This is a genomic window from Pseudooceanicola batsensis HTCC2597 (assembly GCF_000152725.1).
GTDB classification, from domain to species: domain Bacteria; phylum Pseudomonadota; class Alphaproteobacteria; order Rhodobacterales; family Rhodobacteraceae; genus Pseudooceanicola; species Pseudooceanicola batsensis.
This window is the reverse complement of record NZ_CH724131.1, coordinates 3024402-3042272: the sequence shown is the minus strand read 5'-3', so window position 1 is coordinate 3042272 and position 17871 is coordinate 3024402. Positions and strand designations below refer to the sequence as shown.

Below are 17871 nucleotides of genomic sequence, written 5' to 3'. Positions count from 1 at the left end.
ACATGATACGTCACCGGAAACGTATCGCAGGACCCGACGCCGTGGCCGAATTACATCCCCCCGTTCCGCCGCAGGAAATGGAGCAGAACGCCGAACGCGCGGCCGCCTTTCTCAAGACGCTGGCGCATGAGGGGCGGCTGATGATCCTGTGCCACCTCGGCGGCGGCGAAAGATCCGTGGGCGAGCTGGAAGAACTTCTCGGGATGCGCCAGGCCGCCGTCAGCCAGATGCTGGCCCGGCTGCGCGAGGAGGGCTTCGTCAGCACCCGGCGCGAGGGAAAGACCGTGTATTACCGGCTGGCCAACCACCAGACCTCCGAGGTGATCGGACTGCTCTACCGCCTGTTCTGCGAGGGGCCCGCCTGAGCGGCGCGCCCCCGCGGCCGGGCCGCGCGGATCGGCGGATCGGGGCCCGCCCGACCGATCTCAGGCTCCGAACCGCCCCTTGAGCGCGCGGACATCCCGCACGAGCGATGAGATGTCGGTGCCGATGGCGGTGAACCCCGCGCCAAGGGTGGCGAGACGCTTCGCCAGATCCTCGTCCAGCGTCAGGATACCCGAAGGGACGCCGATGGCCCTGAGGCGGGTGAAGGCGTCCTCGATGGCGGCGACGACCTCGGGATGCGACTGGTTGCCGGGATGTCCCATCGACCCCGACAGGTCGGCCGGCCCGATGAAGACCGCATCGACACCGTCGACGGTCGCGATCTCCTCGATCCGGGCGAGCGCGTCGATCGTCTCGACCTGCACGATCAGGCAGAGCTCTTCCTCGGCGCGGGTCATGTAATCCCTGACCATGCCGAAGCGCGAGGCCCGGGTGCCGCCGGCCATGCCGCGAATGCCGTTCGGCGGATACCTCATGGCGGTCACCGCGGCCCGCGCCTCGTCCGGCGTCTGCACATAGGGGATCATCAGGGTCTGCGCGCCCATGTCGAGATACCGCTTGATGTAGGCGGCGTCGTTCGACACGGGGCGGACCACGGCCGAGACCTCGGGATAGGCGGCAATGGCCTGGAGCGAGGCATGGACCTGGAAGGCTTCGGTCGTCGTGTGTTCGGTGTCCACGACGATCCAGTCAAAGCCGATGGCGGCCAGCGCCTCGGGGACGATGGGGCCGCTGATCGTGTTCCAGAACCCCAACTGGTGTTTCCCCTCTTTCAGAGCGGCCTTGAATCGGTTGCGGGGCAGGTCCATGGATCAGTCCTCGAGCAGCGTGGCGATACGGTGAAGCGCAAGCGTGTATCCCTGCGTCCCGCAGCCGGCGATCACGGCATCCGCGCGGGCCGAGACATAGGAATGATGGCGAAAGTCCTCGCGCTTGTGCACGTTCGATATATGCACCTCGACCACCGGCCCGTCGAAGGCATTGAGCGCGTCGAGAATCGCGACCGAGGTATGCGTGTAGGCGGCAGGATTAATGACGATGGCCGCCGCCTCGTCGCGGGCGCGGTGGATCGCCTCGACGATCTCGCCCTCGTGGTTGGACTGGAAGAAGCACGTTTCCAGGCCGAGGCCGGCAGCGGTGTCGCTGCACCGGGTCTCGACGTCCGTGAGCGTCTCGGCGCCGTAGATCTCGGGCTGGCGCCGGCCGAGCAGGTTCAGGTTGGGGCCGTTCAGGATGGCGACGGTCTTGGTCACGGTGGTCTCCGGTGGCGCTTGGTCCCGCCGGTGATAGCATGTTTGCACGGGCGCGCCACGGTTTTGACCGCGCGCGGCCTCGGCGGCGGGCGATGTGGCTTGCACGGCGGCGCGGGGCTGCGCAGGATCGCGGGCAACCGACGCAAGGGGGAGGCTGCGATGAATCCTGCGAACTGGCTGTCCCGGGCGGCGCGGCTCTGGCCCGGGGCCCCTGCCCTGCTGCGGGGCGAGACGGTGGTGGCCGACTACGCCACCTTCCAAGCCCGGGCCGCCCGGTTCGGTGGTTGGCTGCGCGAGGCCGGGGTGCGCCCGGGGGACCGGGTCGCGCTTTTCGCGCCCAACCGGGCGGACTATCTCGTCGTGCTCTACGGCACGTGGATGCTGGGCGCGGCGGCAGTGCCGATCAACGCCAAGCTGCACCCCAGGGAAGTCGCCTGGATGCTGGAGCATTCCGGCGCGGGTGTCGTCGTGACGGACCGCAACGGCGCCGAGGGACTGGCGCAGGCGGGGGTCCGGATCGTCGATCTGGACGCCGGGCTGCCCGCGGGCGAACCGCTGGAGGGCTGCCGGGAGATGGCCGGCGACAGCCTGGCATGGCTCTTCTACACCTCTGGCACGACGGGGCGGCCCAAGGGCGTCCAGATCACCTGCGGCAACATCATGGCGATGGTCGCCGGATACCTGGCGGATGTGGATGCGGTGCAGCGCGCGGATGTCTCGCTCTATGCCGCCCCCATGTCGCACGGCGCCGGGCTCTACAACTTCATGTACGTCATCCGCGGCGCCCGGCACCTGGTGCCCGAGAGCGGCGGGTTCGACCCGCGCGAGATCTTCGAGCTCGGAGAGAGGGTGGGGAACCTCTGCCTCTTCGCCGCGCCGACGATGGTCCGGCGGATGACCGATCTCGCCCGCGCGGCAGGGCTCACCGGGGAGGGAATCCGGACGGTCATTTATGGCGGCGGACCGATGTACGTGGCCGATATCATCGAGGCGGTGGACCTGATGGGGCCGCGCTTCGTGCAGATATACGGTCAGGGGGAATGCCCGATGTGCATCACCGCCCTCCCCCGTGAGATGGTGGCCGACCGCGATCACCCCGACTGGCGCGCGCGGCTGGGGTCGGTCGGCTTCGCCCAGGCCAATTGCGAGGTGCGGGTGGTGAACCGCGAGGGCGAACCGGTGCCCACGGGCGAGAGCGGCGAGATCTGCGCGCGCGGCGCCGGCGTCATGTCGGGCTACTGGCAAAACCCCGAGGCGACGGCAGAGACCCTGAAGGACGGGTGGCTCTGGACGGGGGACATGGGGGCGCTGTCCGAGGACGGATTTCTGACACTTCAGGACAGATCGAAAGACCTGATCATCTCGGGCGGGACGAACATCTATCCGCGCGAGGTCGAGGAATGCCTGCTGACCCATCCGGCGGTCGCCGAAGCCTCGGTGATCGGCCGGCCCGACCCGGAATGGGGCGAGGTGGTGGTGGCCTGCGTGGTGCGGGCGGGCACCTGCAGCGAGGCGGAACTCGACAGTCATTGTCTGGACCGCATCGCCAGGTTCAAGCGACCCAAGGTCTACGCCTTCGTCGACGCGCTGCCCAAGAACGCCTATGGCAAGGTTCTCAAGACCGAGTTGCGCAGCGAATACGGATCCTGAGCGGGCCTTTCACGCGCCCCAGGTCGCGCGCTGGACCCGCAGCCAGTTGCGGAAGAGCAGCTTTTCCATCAGCGCCTCGCCCAGCCCATGCTGTACCAAGGCCTCGCGCAGGGGGGCCAGGCCGGCGACGTCCGCCATCCAGTCGGGCAGGATCGCCCCGTCGAAATCCGATCCGAAGGCGACCCCGTCCTCGCCCAGGATGCCCAGCAGGTGATCCAGGTGGCGCAGGATGAACTCGACCGGACAATCGGGGATGAACCGGCCGTCCGGGCGCAGGAAACAGGTGCCGTAGTTGATGCCGACCAGACCGTTCGTCCCGGCGATGATGCGCAACTCGTCATCCGTGAGGTTGCGGGCCGAGGGCGTCACCGCATGGGCGTTGGAATGCGTGGCCACCAGCGGCCGGGTCGACAGCTCGGCCACGTCGTGCAGCCCGGCCATGTTCAGGTGGCTGAGATCGACCATGATGCCCCGGTCGTTGCAGGCCCGGACCAGATCCTTGCCGGCCTCGGTCAGGCCGGGCCCGATGTCCGCCGTGGCGGGCAGCCGGAAGGGCACGCCGTGGCCGAAGATCGTCTCGCGGCTCCAGACCGGACCGATTGACCGCAGGCCCGCGTCATAGAGCTCATCCAGTTCGGCAAGATCCGGGCCGATCGCCTCGGCGCCCTCCATGTGCAGCACGGCGGCGAGGGTCGGCCCGTGCAGGGCGGCCTCGACCTCGGTGGCGGTGGTGCAGGGCGTGATCACCCCAAGCTCGGCCAGCCGGTTGAAATGCCCGATCCCCTCGCGGACCTGGTCCAGCGCGATGTCGTGGTCCAGCGGCTCGGGCAGCGGGAGATCGTAGCGTTCCTCGCGCATGGCGGCCATGTTGATCCCCGGTCCGCCCGGCGTGGGCACGAAGAGCGCGAAGAACCCGCCGCCCAACCCCCCCGCCTTCGCACGGGGCAGATCGATATGCCCGTTCCCGTGGCCGTCCCGGACCTCCTCGGCCGTCATCCGGCCAAGCGTCATCTTGAGAAGAAGGTCGTTATGGCCGTCGAAGAAGGGGATCATGTTGCGTCTCGCAGATCTGAGAGTGTCTTGGCGATGGTCAGCGCCTCGGGATCGAGGAAGCAGTGGATCAGAGCCGGTCGGCCGCTGGCCCGCGCCCGGTCGAAGGCAGCCGCAAAGTCGCCGCTGTCGCGGACCGTTTCGGCGTGGCAGCCGAAACTGGCCGCCATGGCCGCGAAGTCGGGGTTCCTGAGATCGGTGGCCGAGACGCGCCCTGGATAGTGCTTTTCCTGGTGCATGCGGATCGTGCCGAACATGCCGTTGTCGATCACGAGGACGATGACGGGGATCTCGTGCTGGACCGCCGTGGCAAGCTCCTGCACCGTCATCATGATGTCGCCGTCCCCCGCCACGCAGACGACGTCGCGCTCCGGCTGCTGGCGCTTGGCCATAACAGCCGCAGGAAGACCGTAGCCCATAGAGCCGGAGGTCGGCGCCAGCTGGGATCCGTGGTCCCGGAACCGGTAGTGGCGGTTGATCCAGGTCGCGAAATTGCCCGCCCCGTTGGTGATCGCCGCATCCGGGCCGAGCGTGTCGCGCAGCCAGCAGACCACCTCTCCCATCTGGAAGCTGCCCGGCAGCGGGAGCGGCTCGGTCGACCAGTCGAGATAGGTCCGGCGCAGGTCCTCGACCCAGCCCGACTGCCGGTTTGGACCGGGCAGCCCCTCGACCGCCGAGACGAAGCCGCCCGCCGTTCCGACAAGCCCGAGGCCCGGCTGGTAGACCCGCCCCACCTCTTCGGGGTCGGGGTGCAGGTGCACGATCCGGTCATCGCCCGGACCGATGTCGAACAGCGTGTAGTTCTGCGAGGGGCTTTCCGACATGCGCCCGCCGAGCATCAGGATCATATCCGCCCGTTCGATCGCTTCGACCAGACCGGGACTGGCGCCGATCGAGAGGTCGCCGACGTAGTTCGGATGATCGGCCGGAAAGCTGCCGCCGCGGCGGAACTCGACCGCGACGGGCAGCGCGTGCCGTTCGGCGAAGGCGATCATGCCGTCGCGCGCCGCCCCTCGCCAGCCGCCACCGCCCAGGATTGCGACAGGGCGTTCGGCCCGGGCCAGCCGCTCGGTCAGCTCGGCGATGCCGTCCGCTGCGGGGGCCATCTCGATCGGGCGGATCGGGGGCGCGTCAGGCACGTCGGCCGTGTCGACGAGCATGTCCTCGGGCAGCGCGATGACCACCGGGCCGGGCCGCCCCTGCGTGGCGACGCGAAAGGCACGGGCGAGCAGTTCGGGGATGCGCGCCGGGTCGTCGATCTCGACCGCCCATTTGGCGATGGTGCCGAAGACGGCCGGATAGTCGAGTTCCTGGAACGCCTCGCGATGCCGCATGTTCCGCGCCACCTGTCCGACGAAAAGGATCATCGGCGTGCTGTCCTGGGCGGCCACGTGCACGCCCGCCGCCGCGTTCGTCGCCCCGGGTCCGCGGGTGACGAAGCAGATGCCGGGGCGTCCGGTGATCTTGCCGTAGGTCTCGGCCATCATCGCCGCCCCGCCCTCCTGCCGGCAGGTAAGCAGATCGACCCCCGACCCGATCAGCGCGTCGAGCACGGCAAGGTAACTTTCCCCCGGTACGCAGGTGGCGCGATCCACGCCCTGAGCTACGAGTTGGTCCACCAGTATCCGCGCACCCGTGCGTTCCATCGTCCCCTCCGGTTTCGGTATCCGCGGCACCTTGGCCAATTTGTGAGACATTGACCAGAGCGTGTGGTGGTGACCCCGGCAGGATTCGAACCTGCAACCTGCCCCTTAGGAGGGATGCGTTCATAGCGCTATTCCTTTTGTGATTTCTTGCTGTTGGGTGTTTGTACAGGGTCTTCCTGTACATGGTTTGTACGAAAACGGGCTCGGATGTCAGCCTCGTCGGTCTCTGCGTGGGCATAGATGCGCATGGGCAAATTGGGGTCAGCCCACCGGCCAGCCTTGGCTGCAGTGACCGGATCGACGCCTTGACGGACAACAAGCTCCGTGAAGAAGCCGTGCCGTCCTGCTGGATGGGCTGACAGGTACGGAATACCCGCGCGCTTGCAGATTGTCTTCCAGCGCGTGTTGTAGCCGGTGGAACTGCCATAGCCGAAAACGCGCGCCTTCATGAGCTTGCCAGTCTTGCGGTTTTTGGGCCGTTTGGCTGGCAGTGCGAGAAGCTCGTCCATCATCTGCGGCGAAACGGTGATCCAACTTTCTGGATGTCCTTTCTGCGCTTTCACGCGGACTTTGTTTTCGTGCGGTCGAAGGTCATCAGGCTCCAAAGATACAGCCTGATCAATCCGTGCTGCCGTCTCAAACATGAAACGGACTAGCGCGGCGTTGTACGGATCAGCAGCACGGCAAAAGGCTTCGATCCATTCCTTGTCAGCTGGCGTGCGCTCGACGCGGCTAAGCTTCCCGCGCCGTTTGTCCTGTGCGATCCGCTCAAACTTGTCGTAGGGTTTTACACGGATCAGCGGCGTGCCTTCCAGCTCGTGGGCGTTGTTAATCACAGCACTCGCGGGCGTCACGATTTCACGCCACCAGGTATCGGTCGACGCTTTGGGTTTCAGCTTCGGCCCAAGGCTTTTCAATAGCGCGCCAGAAATCGCGCCGAGCGATAGGTCACCGATTGCTTCGACAATCGGGATCAACTGCTTAGCTGCTTTTGGGGACGCGTTGTAGAGCATGATTGCATCGGAGAACGTTTTGCTCTGTTCGTCGCCCACAACATAGCGACGGATCTGACGCTCGGTCTCATGGTTTATCCAGTCCCGTGCGCCCTCTTCTGTAGATGCCTTAGTGCTTCGCCGGTATGGGCCGGCGATTGGCCTGCCGTTGTATTCAATCCACCCCTTGGCCCAGTAGACACGGCCCCTCTTGTAAATTTGGAGCGGCATGACTGGCCTCCTTCAAAAATCGTATCAATCTGCGCGGGCGTGATGAGCATGGTCCGCCCAAGGCGATAGAATGCGCCCGTCTCATTGGCGCGTTCGCGCAAGGTGCGTTCCGAAATATCGATCCCCATACCGGCCATGACTTCGACCCATTGCGCGGGTGTTTTCCCAAGCCCCAGGATCTGACAGCTGTCTGAATAGTTGGTCTCTGCCATTTCAGTCGTCCTTGTCCGCTTAAGTTGAATCGGCGACACGCATGGAATCGCTTGTTCTGCACCTTCTGACGTGGTCAGATGTGATTAACTGTAAATGTTCGTCATTTTTTGCAAAGTTCGCTAATTTCGGCGAAGTAGTCAATTGGAAAATTCAGATGCCGCAGAAACCTGCTGATCTTTTTGCTGCAATGGGTGCTCGTCTCACCATTGCTCGCAATGAAATCGGCTTCTCACAAGCGGCCATGGCCGAAGCTATCGGTGTCTCACCGCGCGCGTATCACAGCTACGAAAAGGGCGAGCGAGGAATGCCTGTAGAAGCCTTGGTCGCGATGGGTGAACGGTTCGAGGTGGACGTGCCCTGGCTGTTACTCGGCACCAAATCCATTCGGGCGGGGCATGATTTCGATGCCCTCAAACACATCGAAAGCTCGCTGGATAAGCACCTCACCGATGAGGGCATAAAAATCAAAAGCGAAAAGCGCGGGGCCATTGTCGCGCGCTGGTATCAATCGCATGTCGAAGGCCGTGAAGTGACTGATGACGACGTGCACACATGGATCGAGTTGGTAAGGGAGTAATCTGGTGAACAAGGCAAGCAAACGCTGGAACATGTTGAGACACTCAGTCTTGGAACGCACCCGTCGTGAGGTGATTGAACCCCTTGACCCGCTTTACCCAATCCTCCTGGGAACCAGTGTGTTCTACCTTATCGGCTTGGGGCGACTATCATTGGCACAACAGACCGCCGAATACTCGGTTTTGGCCGCCACCATGATTTTTGCCATCGCTGCGGCTGGCTTCGCACTTCCATTTTTGACAGGTGCGGTATTGACCCTTCGCGCAGCCGATCGAAAACTGGAACGCCTTCAACGCGGGTGATCCGATGGCCTTCGGTATCTTCATCCATCGCAGCGACTCGATCTACGACGACATTCCCTCGGAGCGGTATCAATTTCCCAAGCAATACCTTTCACGCGCCCAACAGTGCGAGGGGGATTGGATCGTCTACCTGGAGCCAAGCAAAGTCAAAGAGACCAAAGGGTACTTTGCAGTCGCTAAGGTCCAGGAGATCATTCCGGATCCTAGGAAGCAGGACATGTTCTTGGCGGTCATAGAGCCCGGAACGTATCTTGATTTCGGCGACCCTGTTTCATTCCGGGACGAGAATTCGATCATCGAAAGAGGATTGCTGAACGACCAAGGCAAGATATCCGGACGCGCGCAAGCCGCGGTAAGAACCCTTTCAGCTGAAGACTTCGCCCGAATAGTTGAACGTGGTCTTGGACGAGATGAGGACATCCTGCCTCGCGTGGGCGACACGATGCAGATGCCAGGGTTTCATGACGCGCAAACACTTTTCCAACACATGCCCGCTCGAGAACGCGTCAACCAACTGACCAATCGCGCGGTTCGCGACCGCAATTTCAGAAAGAATGTCCTGCGCGCCTACGGCGAACGCTGCGCCATCACTGGCTTGCGCCTGATCAATGGTGGTGGTCGCGCTGAGGTGGAAGCCGCTCATATCAGACCGGTAGAGCATGACGGCCCCGACATCGTTAGCAACGGGCTCGCCCTGTCCGGAACTGCGCATTGGATGTTTGATCGCGGCCTCGTTGGGTTGGCTGACGACCTGACAATTCTGGTTTCCCGTCAGAGCAACGACATCGAAGCCGTGACGTCGATGATTAACTCGTCCGGCAAGATCCTGGTGCCGGACCGCCTCGCCAACCGGCCAAGGACTGAGTTTGTAACCTGGCACAGAGAGAATTGTTTTAAGCAGTAATGGCCTATCTATTTTTAGACGACAGCAAGCACCATAGATCCGGCTTTTCACTTGCCGCATTCGCCATTTGCGATGTGGATCCCACAGAAGAAATGGGCGCGCTCTTTCGCGAGTATGGCTTCGATCCAGGCACGTTCGAGTTCAAGTCTTCAGCGACCATGAAAGATGACAATGATCTTCAAGCGCTGCGTGATAGCTTGAAACACTTTATCGCACGCAACTGCAAAATGGCCCTATGCGTCGTAGATAGCGCAGAAGACACTAGGAAATTAGGCCCAGCTTCGTTGACGCTTTTGCGTAGCGCACTGAAGCATCCCTTGCTCGAGGGGCGGCAGCATGAGGTCTTCTTTGATGAAGGCCTCTTCAAACACAAAAGTGCGGCCGAGGCTTTAGTTGCAGGCGATCCGGAGCTCGCAGGCTGCATCTTCCACTTTGAACAGGATTCCAAGGCGGTCATGGGTATCCAACTTGCGGACATTATGGCCCATACGTGCAGCATTATGCTGTTGGAAGCACTCGGTGACATTACCAAAAAGGTGATCGTTAACGCCCCTGGCGACAGCATATATGATGGTCTCGAGGTCGAGCTCGGCTTCGAGATGTGGGCCGGGATCCGCTACGCATTTCTCAGCCAAAACAAGCCCAACCCAAAAGACGATTTCGAGCTCGCCAATGTCGACGTTTACCCTTGGGGCCTATTCATTGATGAGAGCGTCAATGAGCGAGTTGCGCGCGTAGCAATGGACCGTTTTGGAGAAAACTATTTAGGTTGTATTCATTGACGATCAGCAGGTGACGGTAACGATTAACAAGTTCACTCACATTGCGAATTGCCAGATTATGGGAAGCTCAAAGTCGCCAATTCTATACCGCAATATTTTTTCGGCCTTACAAATAGCTAAACACTCGGAGCAGTTTTGAAAATGACAAGAAAAAAAGTCGAAAAAGTCAGAGTCTCAAGGGCTGGGCATACCTTCCACGAAAGGTGGGCTGCACGACGTGCGCTTCAACTTGTTTTCCCCAAAGATGATCTTTTTGCAGTCGTTGTTGAGGGCCTATCCCCAAATGAGAATCTGAAGTGGGGGCAAGAGGCCGAGGACATTGCCGATCTCACTCTTTTCTATGGGTCTGGCGATACTTTTGAGACCTGCAGCTCCCAGCAAATTTTGCAGTTCAAATACAAAGAGGCTGAAAAGCCGGTCACCTCTTCCTATCTAAAAAAGACGATCAAGAAGTTTTCTGCGTCGCTTCGCGAGATCAGAAAAAGTGTTTCGAGCGCAGACATCGCGAACAAGCTATCATTCGGGTTCGTAACAAATGCCAAATTCTCTAGCGACCTATGGGATGCTATCGAATGTTTGAAGTCAGGTGGCGTAGCGAAGACCCAGAGCGGTAAGTCACAACTTAGATATCTCGAGGCATGGTGTAAGGAGGAGAAGATCGAAGCAGGGGAAATCTTCCCGCTAATCGAGTTTCGCGCTGCAACAAGTGATCTTCCTGCTCAGAACCGATCCCTTCGACGAACGGTTAGCGATTGGTCTGCCGGATCCACCGGACAGGCCGCAAAAAGGTTGTACGCTCTGGTTGAGCTTGTGCGAGAGAAGGCCCAAATCGAAGGGCAGGGAAACAACTCGATCACACGTGAAGATGTCCTCGATGCCTTGGAGTGTGACGAGGATCAGCTATTTCCTGCGGATACCCGCTTCGTTGATGTTGGTGAAGTTGTCGAGCGCTCTGCCCTTCACGTTGTCAAAGACGAGATCGAAGCGAGCAGTATACCCTTATTTCTCTACGCTGATGGAGGCGTCGGAAAGACGGTTTTCATCCAAAGCCTCGCTTCACATCTGAGGGAGTCGTTTGAGGTTGTAATTTTCGATTGCTTCGGTGGTGGGGCATATCGCTCCGAGGCTCAGGCGCGTCATATGCCGAAAGTGGGTTTGCTACAGATCATTAACGAACTAGCAACACGCGGGCTCTGTGATCCGCTTCTTCCTTCTGACAGCGATCAATATGGATTGATTGATGTCGCTCGCAAGCGTCTCAGACAAGCGAGCGAAACTGTCCAGAACCAGTCCGCATTGCAGGGTGTACTGATTGTGTTGGACGCTGCAGACAATGCGCAGTTGGAAGCCAATGCGCGCAATGAAGATGCGTTCCCAAGGCTTTTGCTCGCATCGCTAAGTGCAGCCCCCATTGACGGTGTGAAGCTGTTGCTCACTGCGCGCCCCCACAGAATGGATAGTGTGATCGGAAAGAGCCGGTCAACGCGTCTTGAGCTAAAGCCGTTTACAGAAGAGGAAACGCGGGAGTTCCTTGCGACACGGCGCGATGAAATAACGGATGTCGAATTCTCAACAGTGATGGCGCGTTCTCAAGGTAACGCAAGAGTCCTCGATTACTTAGTTGAGAGCTGGGATTCGAACGTGTCCGGCAACGCTCCGAAAACCAAGATTTCAGTCGAAGAACTTATCGCTGAGAAATGCCAGGAAATATTCGATGACCTATACACAGCAGGTTGGAGCGAGATTGAAGTTCGTGAATTCTTTGCCGCCTTGTCGCTCCTTCCGCCACCGATTCCACTGACTGAATTAGCCAGGGCATTGGGTTGGTCGGCCTCACAGGTCAACAGCGCTGCATCCGATCTTGCGCCGATGCTTGAACTGGTCAGGCATGGGGCGATCTTTCGTGACGAACCCACTGAAACCTACATCAAAGACCAATATGCCAGCGAGATTTCTGCGCAGCAATCCATTGCGCAGCGACTCCAAGTGCATCAGAAGGACTCAGTCTACGCCGCTGAAGCGCTCCCACATTTCCTCGTAGTCATCGGCGATAGCAACAGAGCTTTTCAACTCGCAAGTTCGGATGAGTTCCCGACAGAAATCGAATCCGAGTATGAGCGTCGCCGATTGAAGCTTAATAGGCTCTATGCAGCATTTTCGCTGGCGACGCGTGAACAAGACCTAGACCGCGCTTTGAGTCTATCGATGCACCTCTCGCAAGTGGCTTCAGCCAATGCGAAGGGCGATCAATTCATACGGCAGGCTCCTGCACTGGCAACAATTCTCGGAGGCTCGGATACTTCTCGCCGCTTGTTCAATGATCGATCCGGTTGGCGTGGGGCACGTGACACGAGGCTAATCGTCGCTCATTGCTTTTCGAATGAACTTGATGAAGCGCGCATTCATCAAAATAGGGCGATTGGTTGGATTAATTGGTATATTCACAGAGATGATGAGAGCAAAGGTTTTGATCGCTCGGGACCGGAGGCCGGTGATCTCGCTGCAGTAATGTTTTTGAGCGTGTTGAAGGACGAGTTCTTTTCGTTCAATCGGAATATCCAGCTATGGCATTTCAAGTTTGCCCTCTCGGTCGTAGAAGAGCTCATTGCCCTTTGCACACAACACGAAGCGTCGAATGACAGTAAGGCCCTGCAGAACCTAGTGAAGTTTGCAGCATCGAAAAGGTGCCTGTCTCTTACCTTGCAAATCGGTCTCCTCGCCAACGAACATGGTCTGACAAGAAGCCAGCTCAGGGCAATTTCGCGGGCAGCTAGTTCGCTTTCACTTCGATACAAAAAGAAGGTTCCAAAGCGTTCCTCCGATTACGAGATGGAACTGCAGGGTGCTATTACTAGTGCCGCGATGGGCTCACTCATCGTAAACTCCAAGCAGTCGGCAACGCGTCTACTGCGGCTATACCTCCATCGCAGGCCATCGAGCTACGACTATGGAGAGCGGCATGGCATCAACAGGGTGTGGATCCCTGTTCAATCGGCCTGCATCAAAGCATGGTCAGCGGGCGAAGAGCTATCGCTACAACACCTTTTGCCGCAAGATGTCAAAACAAGCCGAAAGACAAAATCTATTGTCAGCGAAGCTGATCTCAGCACATTCCTTGATAGTCTCATCGTAACGAGAAGTCAGAATGCGGGAAGAAAGCGGAAGAACTCAGAGAAACGTAAACAATTCTCAACGCACGAGCGAGATGACATTGTCAAGGGCACGGCTTGTGTCCTCAAATTAGTTACGCCAATTCAAGCAGCTATTCTATCCAAAACAGTACTTTCAAATGATGTGCTGGCGGCATTCCTAGCCATATGGAAATCCACCTTGAGGCCCGATGTTCATTGGCGAGCTGAGAGCGGAAGAGACAACGTGGCGCGACATGTTGGAGTTGGTCTTGCCAAACTTTTGCTTCGTCACTCCGAAACCGTCGAGAAGGGTGAGGCGAAAGAACTCATAGAAATCGTTGAAGCTAACCGGTTTTCGCTGGGTGATAAACTTGGCGTGTTAGCACTCATTGCTAAGCGCTCAAATCTTTCCGATGTCGCAGGAGAATATGCAGCAAAGATTTCCACCGAAATTGTGAAATATGACTACATTGAGCAACGCGGCGATTCCTATCGGAGCTTGGCTGCGTCGCTAATCCCAATGAGTATTGGTGAGGCAAAAGCTTACTACGCTCAAGGACTGGTGCAACTAGATCAGATGGGCGGTAACGATTTTGACCTGATCTACTCGGTTTTACACTTCGCGGCAGAGCAGCCTGGAGGGTTTGTAAAACCGGCACTTTCACACAGGCTCATGAATCTATGTCAAACGATATTCCAACATGAGCCGTCGAAATTTGGATGGTATCTATTTGGACGCGCCGCTGCTTCCTCAATCGGCTTTCCGGCTGCGTACAAACTGATACGCTGGAGCGATCAGGATGTTGTGGAATATTCATACGGGATGCCTCAGCTCGCCTGTTGTCTTGCCAAAGCAGGCAATCTCGATGCGCGCCGCGCGGCAGTGCTTCTTACTATCTCCGAGGATCATGGTTGGCACGAGTGGCAGGTTGGTAAAGGTCTGCACGATGTGCTCTCCGTCGCTGATCTGCAGGACAGAGCGGCGATTTTCACTCTTGTGTCCGGGAAGCTTGATCAAGAACACAGTTTCGGCGGATGGGAAGGGTTGTGGGAGAGCTTGCTGGATTGTTTGGATGAATATGAAGAGATCAACGAAGATGGCGTGCGACGCCACCTCCAAGAGCAACGCGAAGCAGCGCGGCACCGGCGCGAAACCGAAAATTCTAAGAACAACTACACTGGCGCAAGCGCTGAGTACAGCGCCCAGCGAGCGAGTAAGACGACCGATGAGCAGGATTTCACCAACGCCTTGATGTCCATTGTTGCCAACTGTGATCCAACATCAGCATCGTCGCTGGACACAGCAATTCAGGACGCTAAGGCCAGTGATGGACTGCCTTTCGAAAACACCAATCGTCTGTTTGAAGAGCTACGAAAGATTTGCCCGTATGACAAACGGGTCAATTTCCTTGAGGCGCTTTGCGAGGCTGCCGAGCTCGAATTTGACCGCGCGCTCGATTTCATAATCGAATGCATTGAAGACTGGGGGACTAGCTCGGCGCATGTAAAGAACAGCGGCGCTGGCTTGATCAAAAAACTCTTTGCGTTCAAAGGCTCCGAGCTGTTCGAGCTCCGATATTCGGGCATCCCCAGACAAATCAATCGCTTGTCCAAGCTGTCCGGTGATCAAAAGTTTGTACTCCAGACAGTCCTAGAGACGATAGCTAAGGAGCGCCTTGAACTCGAGGGGGATGAATGGCTCCAACTGGCGACGAGCCTATCGAGGCACGCCGATCCCTCCACCGCTTTGACGGCATTCGAAGACTTTCTAGCCGGGCCTTCCGCGAAAGTTGGTGATGAGATCGGTGAAGGAGCATATCGTGCTGATTTCGCAGGTAAGAGCGACGAAGGCGATGTTTTTGCGGATATCATTTGGCATTTGCTCGGGGATAGTGATGCCTTTGTCAGGTGGAATGCAGCTCGAAGCCTGAAGGGCATGCTTGACGTTGGCTTGATCCAAGACGTAGGGCGTTTGCTCGATCGGTTTGATACGGAGAAAAACCCGTCGCTGGCTTCCGAGGAGCATCATTTTTCCTTCCTGAACGCCCAGCAATGGCTATTGATGGGGTTGTCGCGCGCCGCCCTTCACCACAGCGAAGCACTCAACCCTCTGAAGACAAGGATTGCAGCGTTAGCGAAGCAGCCCAATTCGCACGTTCTCAACAAACTTCATATCGCCCGATGCCTGAAGAACATTGAGAGCGGTGAACCGATGAGTCCTGAACTCGCCCAATTGTGGGAGGAAGTTCTAACGCCTCCGCATGGCATCGTTGAACGCGACGGATGGCCGGAGAACAAGGTTCGGCGGTTTGATTTTGGGTTTGAGCATGACTTCAAGGAGTACAAGATATCAAGCCTAGCGGAGCTCTTTTGGATATCCAATAACGAAGCCAGTGATCTAGTCGCTGAAGAGGTGAAAAAGCGCTGGCCAGGTACAAATAGTATGTCCGATTTTCCTGGTCGTTTTCGTTACCGAGGCGATGAAAGGTTTGAAACTTATCGAGAACACATTCAACGCCATGCACGCCTTCACGCCGCAACCACGCTCGTGAAGACCAAGCCCGTTGTGAGGCGGAGCTACGATTGGGAGGGCCTGGACCCTTGGCAAAGTTTTATCGAGAGTGGGGATGTATCTTTCAAAGATGGTTCATGGCTGTCGGATCACAAGGACTGTGTTCCGGCGCAGGCGAGAGAGCATCTCCTGTGACCTGCCCCCCGCGAAATCCCTCACCATGATGTAGAGTCTGCGCCAACTCTGAAGGAGCAGACGAATGCGAAAGAGCCGTTTCACCGAGGCGCAGATAATCGGGATGATCAAGGAGCAGGAAGCCGGTATGCCGACAGCCGAGGTGTGCCGCAGGCATGGGCTGAGCACGGCGACCTTCTACAAGCTGAAGTCCAAGTATGGCGGCATGGAAGTGTCCGAGGCGGCCAGGCTGAAAGCCCTCGAGGACGAGAACGCCAAGCTCAAGCGCCTGCTGGCGGATACGATGCTGGACAACGTTGTCTTGAAAGACCTGCTGGGAAAGAGCTGACGACGTTGACCAAGCGGCGAGACGCGGCGCTCCGAGTGATGCGGGATCACGACATCTCGCAGCGCCGGGCCTGCAGGCTGGTCGGTGTCGATCCCAAGACTGTCCGGCGAGACCGCCCGCCGGACAGTGCTGAGATCCGCAAGGAGATGCAGGAGATCGCCGGCAAGCGGCGTCGGTTCGGCTATCGCCGGATCGGCATATTGCTGGAACGCAAGGGCATGATCATGAACCACAAGAAGCTGTATCGCATTTACCGTGAGGAAGGGTTGTCGGTAAAACGGCGCCGCGGCCGGAAACGGACGCGCGGCACCAGAGCACCGATGCCCGTTGCCGCGTGTCCCAACGCGCGCTGGTCCCTGGACTTCGTGTCCGACAGTTTCGGCGCCTCGCGGAAGTTCCGCATCCTCGCCGTAATCGACGACTGCACGCGGGAATGCCTGTGCCTCATCGCGGACACGAGTCTGTCGGGCGCACGAGTGGCCCGGGAACTCAGCGCCCTGATCCGGGTCTACGGACAGCCGGGCTGCATTGTCAGTGATAACGGGACGGAGTTCACCAGTCGGGCCATCCTGAAATGGGCTGACGAGAACAGGGTGCCCTGGCACTACATCGATCCGGGCAAGCCGCAGCAGAACGCCTTCATCGAGAGCTTCAACGGCAGCCTGCGCGACGAGCTCTTGAACGAGGAGATATTCGACAGCCTGGACGATGCACGCCGCAAGCTGGCCTTGTGGCGCTACGATTACAACACGGTCAGGCCACACTCGTCGCTCGGCAACCAGACGCCGCAGCAAGCGCGGCGGGCGCTTGAGCAAATTGAGGGCTCCGCGCCCGGCGCGCTTGCGCCAGACGGAGAACCGGAATACCCAAATCCAAACTGCAGACTCTCGTTATGAATGAGGGACCGGCAGGGGGCAGGTCACCTGGGAGAGCGTAAGGGAAGTCAGGAAACACTTCTTGATAAGGAAAAACTGTTCCAAAAGGTTGGATTTCCTGTGGATGCGGAGGATCGCTTCCTACCCCTGTGCGGACGCTGGGAATCGCGCGACGGCGTACACGTAGGCCTTGTCTCCGCTCTGTTGCCCGAACGCGGAGCGGTTAAGCAATGCTCGGCGTTCGCGAAGACGCCTGATCATGATCTTTGGTTGCCGAGTTTTGGCTCGGACGGGCGAATTGATCGATACAGGACGAAGGGGCTGTTTGACCCTCTGATTTGGGAGCCCGAGAAGTATCCCATTGGCATTGATGAACGCGACAAGTGGGCCACACGTGGTGCGATAGCCCGTCCAAAGCTGGGGCTGGCTCTAAATAAGCTTCTCGGATTGAGAGCCGACGAAAATGAACGCTACTGGCAAGACAATACTGGGAAACAAGTCTTGAAGAGCGAAGTTTGGGGCGAGTGGAGGCCGGACCCCGATGGGCGTGGAAGCAGATATCAGGACGAGGGCTCCATCCTTTGGGCGAAGCGAGATTGGCTCGATGAGGTTCTAGAATCCCACAAGAAAGGCCTGATCTACAAGCTTAGTTTCTCTAAGTACAAATCAAGTAGGAGTTACGATGATTCCTTAGGCGTTCGGGAGATTTACGTAGGACTAAAGCGAGGCGGCGAACAAATGCGTTTTTGGTATGCGAAAAAAGCATCGGAAATGGTTTACTAGCGTCGCACCGTTCTGTCGCGCATCGGCAGCGGCGTCGGAGCTAAAACACGTATAGGGCTAGTTG

14 protein-coding genes are annotated in these 17871 nt (G+C 58.7%); 9 read left to right on the top strand and 5 right to left on the bottom strand.

The features are described from left to right. Positions 1-77 precede the first annotated feature (77 nt). On the top strand, positions 78-365 hold the full coding sequence (locus OB2597_RS18495; RefSeq protein ID WP_009807141.1) for an ArsR/SmtB family transcription factor: 288 nt from the start codon (positions 78-80) through the stop codon (positions 363-365). 60 nt (positions 366-425) lie between these two features. Here OB2597_RS18495 and OB2597_RS18490 read toward each other — a convergent pair whose 3' ends face one another. Both OB2597_RS18490 and aroQ read right to left on the bottom strand, forming a co-directional pair. Next, complete coding sequence (locus OB2597_RS18490) at positions 426-1193, bottom strand: HpcH/HpaI aldolase family protein (protein ID WP_009807140.1); 768 nt, start codon at positions 1191-1193, stop codon at positions 426-428. Positions 1194-1196: 3 nt separating this feature from the next. Further along, the gene (gene aroQ, locus OB2597_RS18485; RefSeq protein ID WP_009807139.1) at positions 1197-1637 is read right to left on the bottom strand and encodes a type II 3-dehydroquinate dehydratase; all 441 of its coding nucleotides are present in this window, start codon (positions 1635-1637) and stop codon (positions 1197-1199) included. 159 nt (positions 1638-1796) lie between these two features. Here aroQ and OB2597_RS18480 point away from each other — a divergent pair, with 159 nt between their 5' ends. Further along, complete coding sequence (locus OB2597_RS18480; RefSeq protein WP_009807138.1) at positions 1797-3287, top strand: class I adenylate-forming enzyme family protein; 1491 nt, start codon at positions 1797-1799, stop codon at positions 3285-3287. A 9-nt stretch (positions 3288-3296) separates the two neighbouring features. Here the strand turns inward: OB2597_RS18480 and OB2597_RS18475 are convergent, their stop codons facing one another. The 3 genes from OB2597_RS18475 to OB2597_RS18465 all read right to left on the bottom strand — a co-directional run bounded on the left by OB2597_RS18475 (position 3297) and on the right by OB2597_RS18465 (position 7206). Then, positions 3297-4340, bottom strand: coding sequence for a dipeptidase (locus tag OB2597_RS18475; protein ID WP_009807137.1), 1044 nt, complete (start codon positions 4338-4340; stop codon positions 3297-3299). Further along, positions 4337-5983 (bottom strand): thiamine pyrophosphate-binding protein, encoded by a 1647-nt coding sequence (locus OB2597_RS18470; protein ID WP_040609443.1) that lies wholly within the window; start codon positions 5981-5983, stop codon positions 4337-4339. Before OB2597_RS18470 ends, OB2597_RS18475 begins: the two co-directional genes overlap by 4 nt. Positions 5984-6111: 128 nt before the next feature. Further along, positions 6112-7206, bottom strand: coding sequence for a tyrosine-type recombinase/integrase (locus tag OB2597_RS18465; protein ID WP_009807135.1), 1095 nt, complete (start codon positions 7204-7206; stop codon positions 6112-6114). A gap of 253 nt (positions 7207-7459) precedes the next feature. Between OB2597_RS18465 and OB2597_RS18460 the strand changes: the two genes are divergently transcribed. The 7 genes from OB2597_RS18460 (at position 7460) to OB2597_RS18430 (ending at position 17807) form a co-directional block, all read left to right on the top strand. Then, complete coding sequence (locus OB2597_RS18460) at positions 7460-7996, top strand: helix-turn-helix domain-containing protein (protein WP_238529734.1); 537 nt, start codon at positions 7460-7462, stop codon at positions 7994-7996. 4 nt (positions 7997-8000) lie between these two features. Then, a complete protein-coding gene (locus OB2597_RS21980) occupies positions 8001-8297 on the top strand; it encodes a hypothetical protein (protein WP_126138139.1) in 297 nt (98 codons plus the stop codon). A 4-nt stretch (positions 8298-8301) separates the two neighbouring features. Next, the gene (locus OB2597_RS18455; protein WP_009807133.1) at positions 8302-9201 is read left to right on the top strand and encodes an HNH endonuclease; all 900 of its coding nucleotides are present in this window, start codon (positions 8302-8304) and stop codon (positions 9199-9201) included. Continuing rightward, positions 9201-9983 (top strand): DUF3800 domain-containing protein, encoded by a 783-nt coding sequence (locus OB2597_RS18450; protein ID WP_009807132.1) that lies wholly within the window; start codon positions 9201-9203, stop codon positions 9981-9983. The genes OB2597_RS18455 and OB2597_RS18450 overlap by 1 nt, the downstream gene beginning before the upstream one ends. Before the next feature lie 141 nt (positions 9984-10124). Continuing rightward, on the top strand, positions 10125-15821 hold the full coding sequence (locus OB2597_RS21975) for an NACHT domain-containing protein (protein ID WP_040609963.1): 5697 nt from the start codon (positions 10125-10127) through the stop codon (positions 15819-15821). Positions 15822-15885: 64 nt separating this feature from the next. Beyond that, positions 15886-17045, top strand: a protein-coding gene (locus OB2597_RS18435; protein WP_238529670.1) for an IS3-like element ISOba2 family transposase whose coding sequence is annotated in 2 segments (ribosomal slippage) — positions 15886-16135 and positions 16135-17045 — 1161 coding nt in all. Because the reading frame shifts where the segments join, the coding sequence is not laid out codon by codon here. Beyond that, a complete protein-coding gene (locus tag OB2597_RS18430) occupies positions 17046-17807 on the top strand; it encodes a hypothetical protein (protein WP_040609441.1) in 762 nt (253 codons plus the stop codon). The last annotated feature ends 64 nt before the right edge of the window (positions 17808-17871 follow it).

Bases quoted from the DNA above. Each gene is read 5' to 3' on its own strand.
- OB2597_RS18495 (WP_009807141.1), top strand. From the start codon at position 78: ATGGAGCAGAACGCCGAACGCGCGGCCGCCTTTCTCAAGACGCTGGCG.
- OB2597_RS18490 (WP_009807140.1), bottom strand. From the start codon at position 1,193: ATGGACCTGCCCCGCAACCGATTCAAGGCCGCTCTGAAAGAGGGGAAA.
- OB2597_RS18480 (WP_009807138.1), top strand. From the start codon at position 1,797: ATGAATCCTGCGAACTGGCTGTCCCGGGCGGCGCGGCTCTGGCCCGGG.
- OB2597_RS18475 (WP_009807137.1), bottom strand. From the start codon at position 4,340: ATGATCCCCTTCTTCGACGGCCATAACGACCTTCTTCTCAAGATGACG.
- OB2597_RS18470 (WP_040609443.1), bottom strand. From the start codon at position 5,983: ATGGAACGCACGGGTGCGCGGATACTGGTGGACCAACTCGTAGCTCAG.
- OB2597_RS18465 (WP_009807135.1), bottom strand. From the start codon at position 7,206: ATGCCGCTCCAAATTTACAAGAGGGGCCGTGTCTACTGGGCCAAGGGG.
- OB2597_RS18460 (WP_238529734.1), top strand. From the start codon at position 7,460: ATGGAATCGCTTGTTCTGCACCTTCTGACGTGGTCAGATGTGATTAAC.
- OB2597_RS18455 (WP_009807133.1), top strand. From the start codon at position 8,302: ATGGCCTTCGGTATCTTCATCCATCGCAGCGACTCGATCTACGACGAC.
- OB2597_RS18450 (WP_009807132.1), top strand. From the start codon at position 9,201: ATGGCCTATCTATTTTTAGACGACAGCAAGCACCATAGATCCGGCTTT.
- OB2597_RS21975 (WP_040609963.1), top strand. From the start codon at position 10,125: ATGACAAGAAAAAAAGTCGAAAAAGTCAGAGTCTCAAGGGCTGGGCAT.
- OB2597_RS18430 (WP_040609441.1), top strand. From the start codon at position 17,046: ATGAGGGACCGGCAGGGGGCAGGTCACCTGGGAGAGCGTAAGGGAAGT.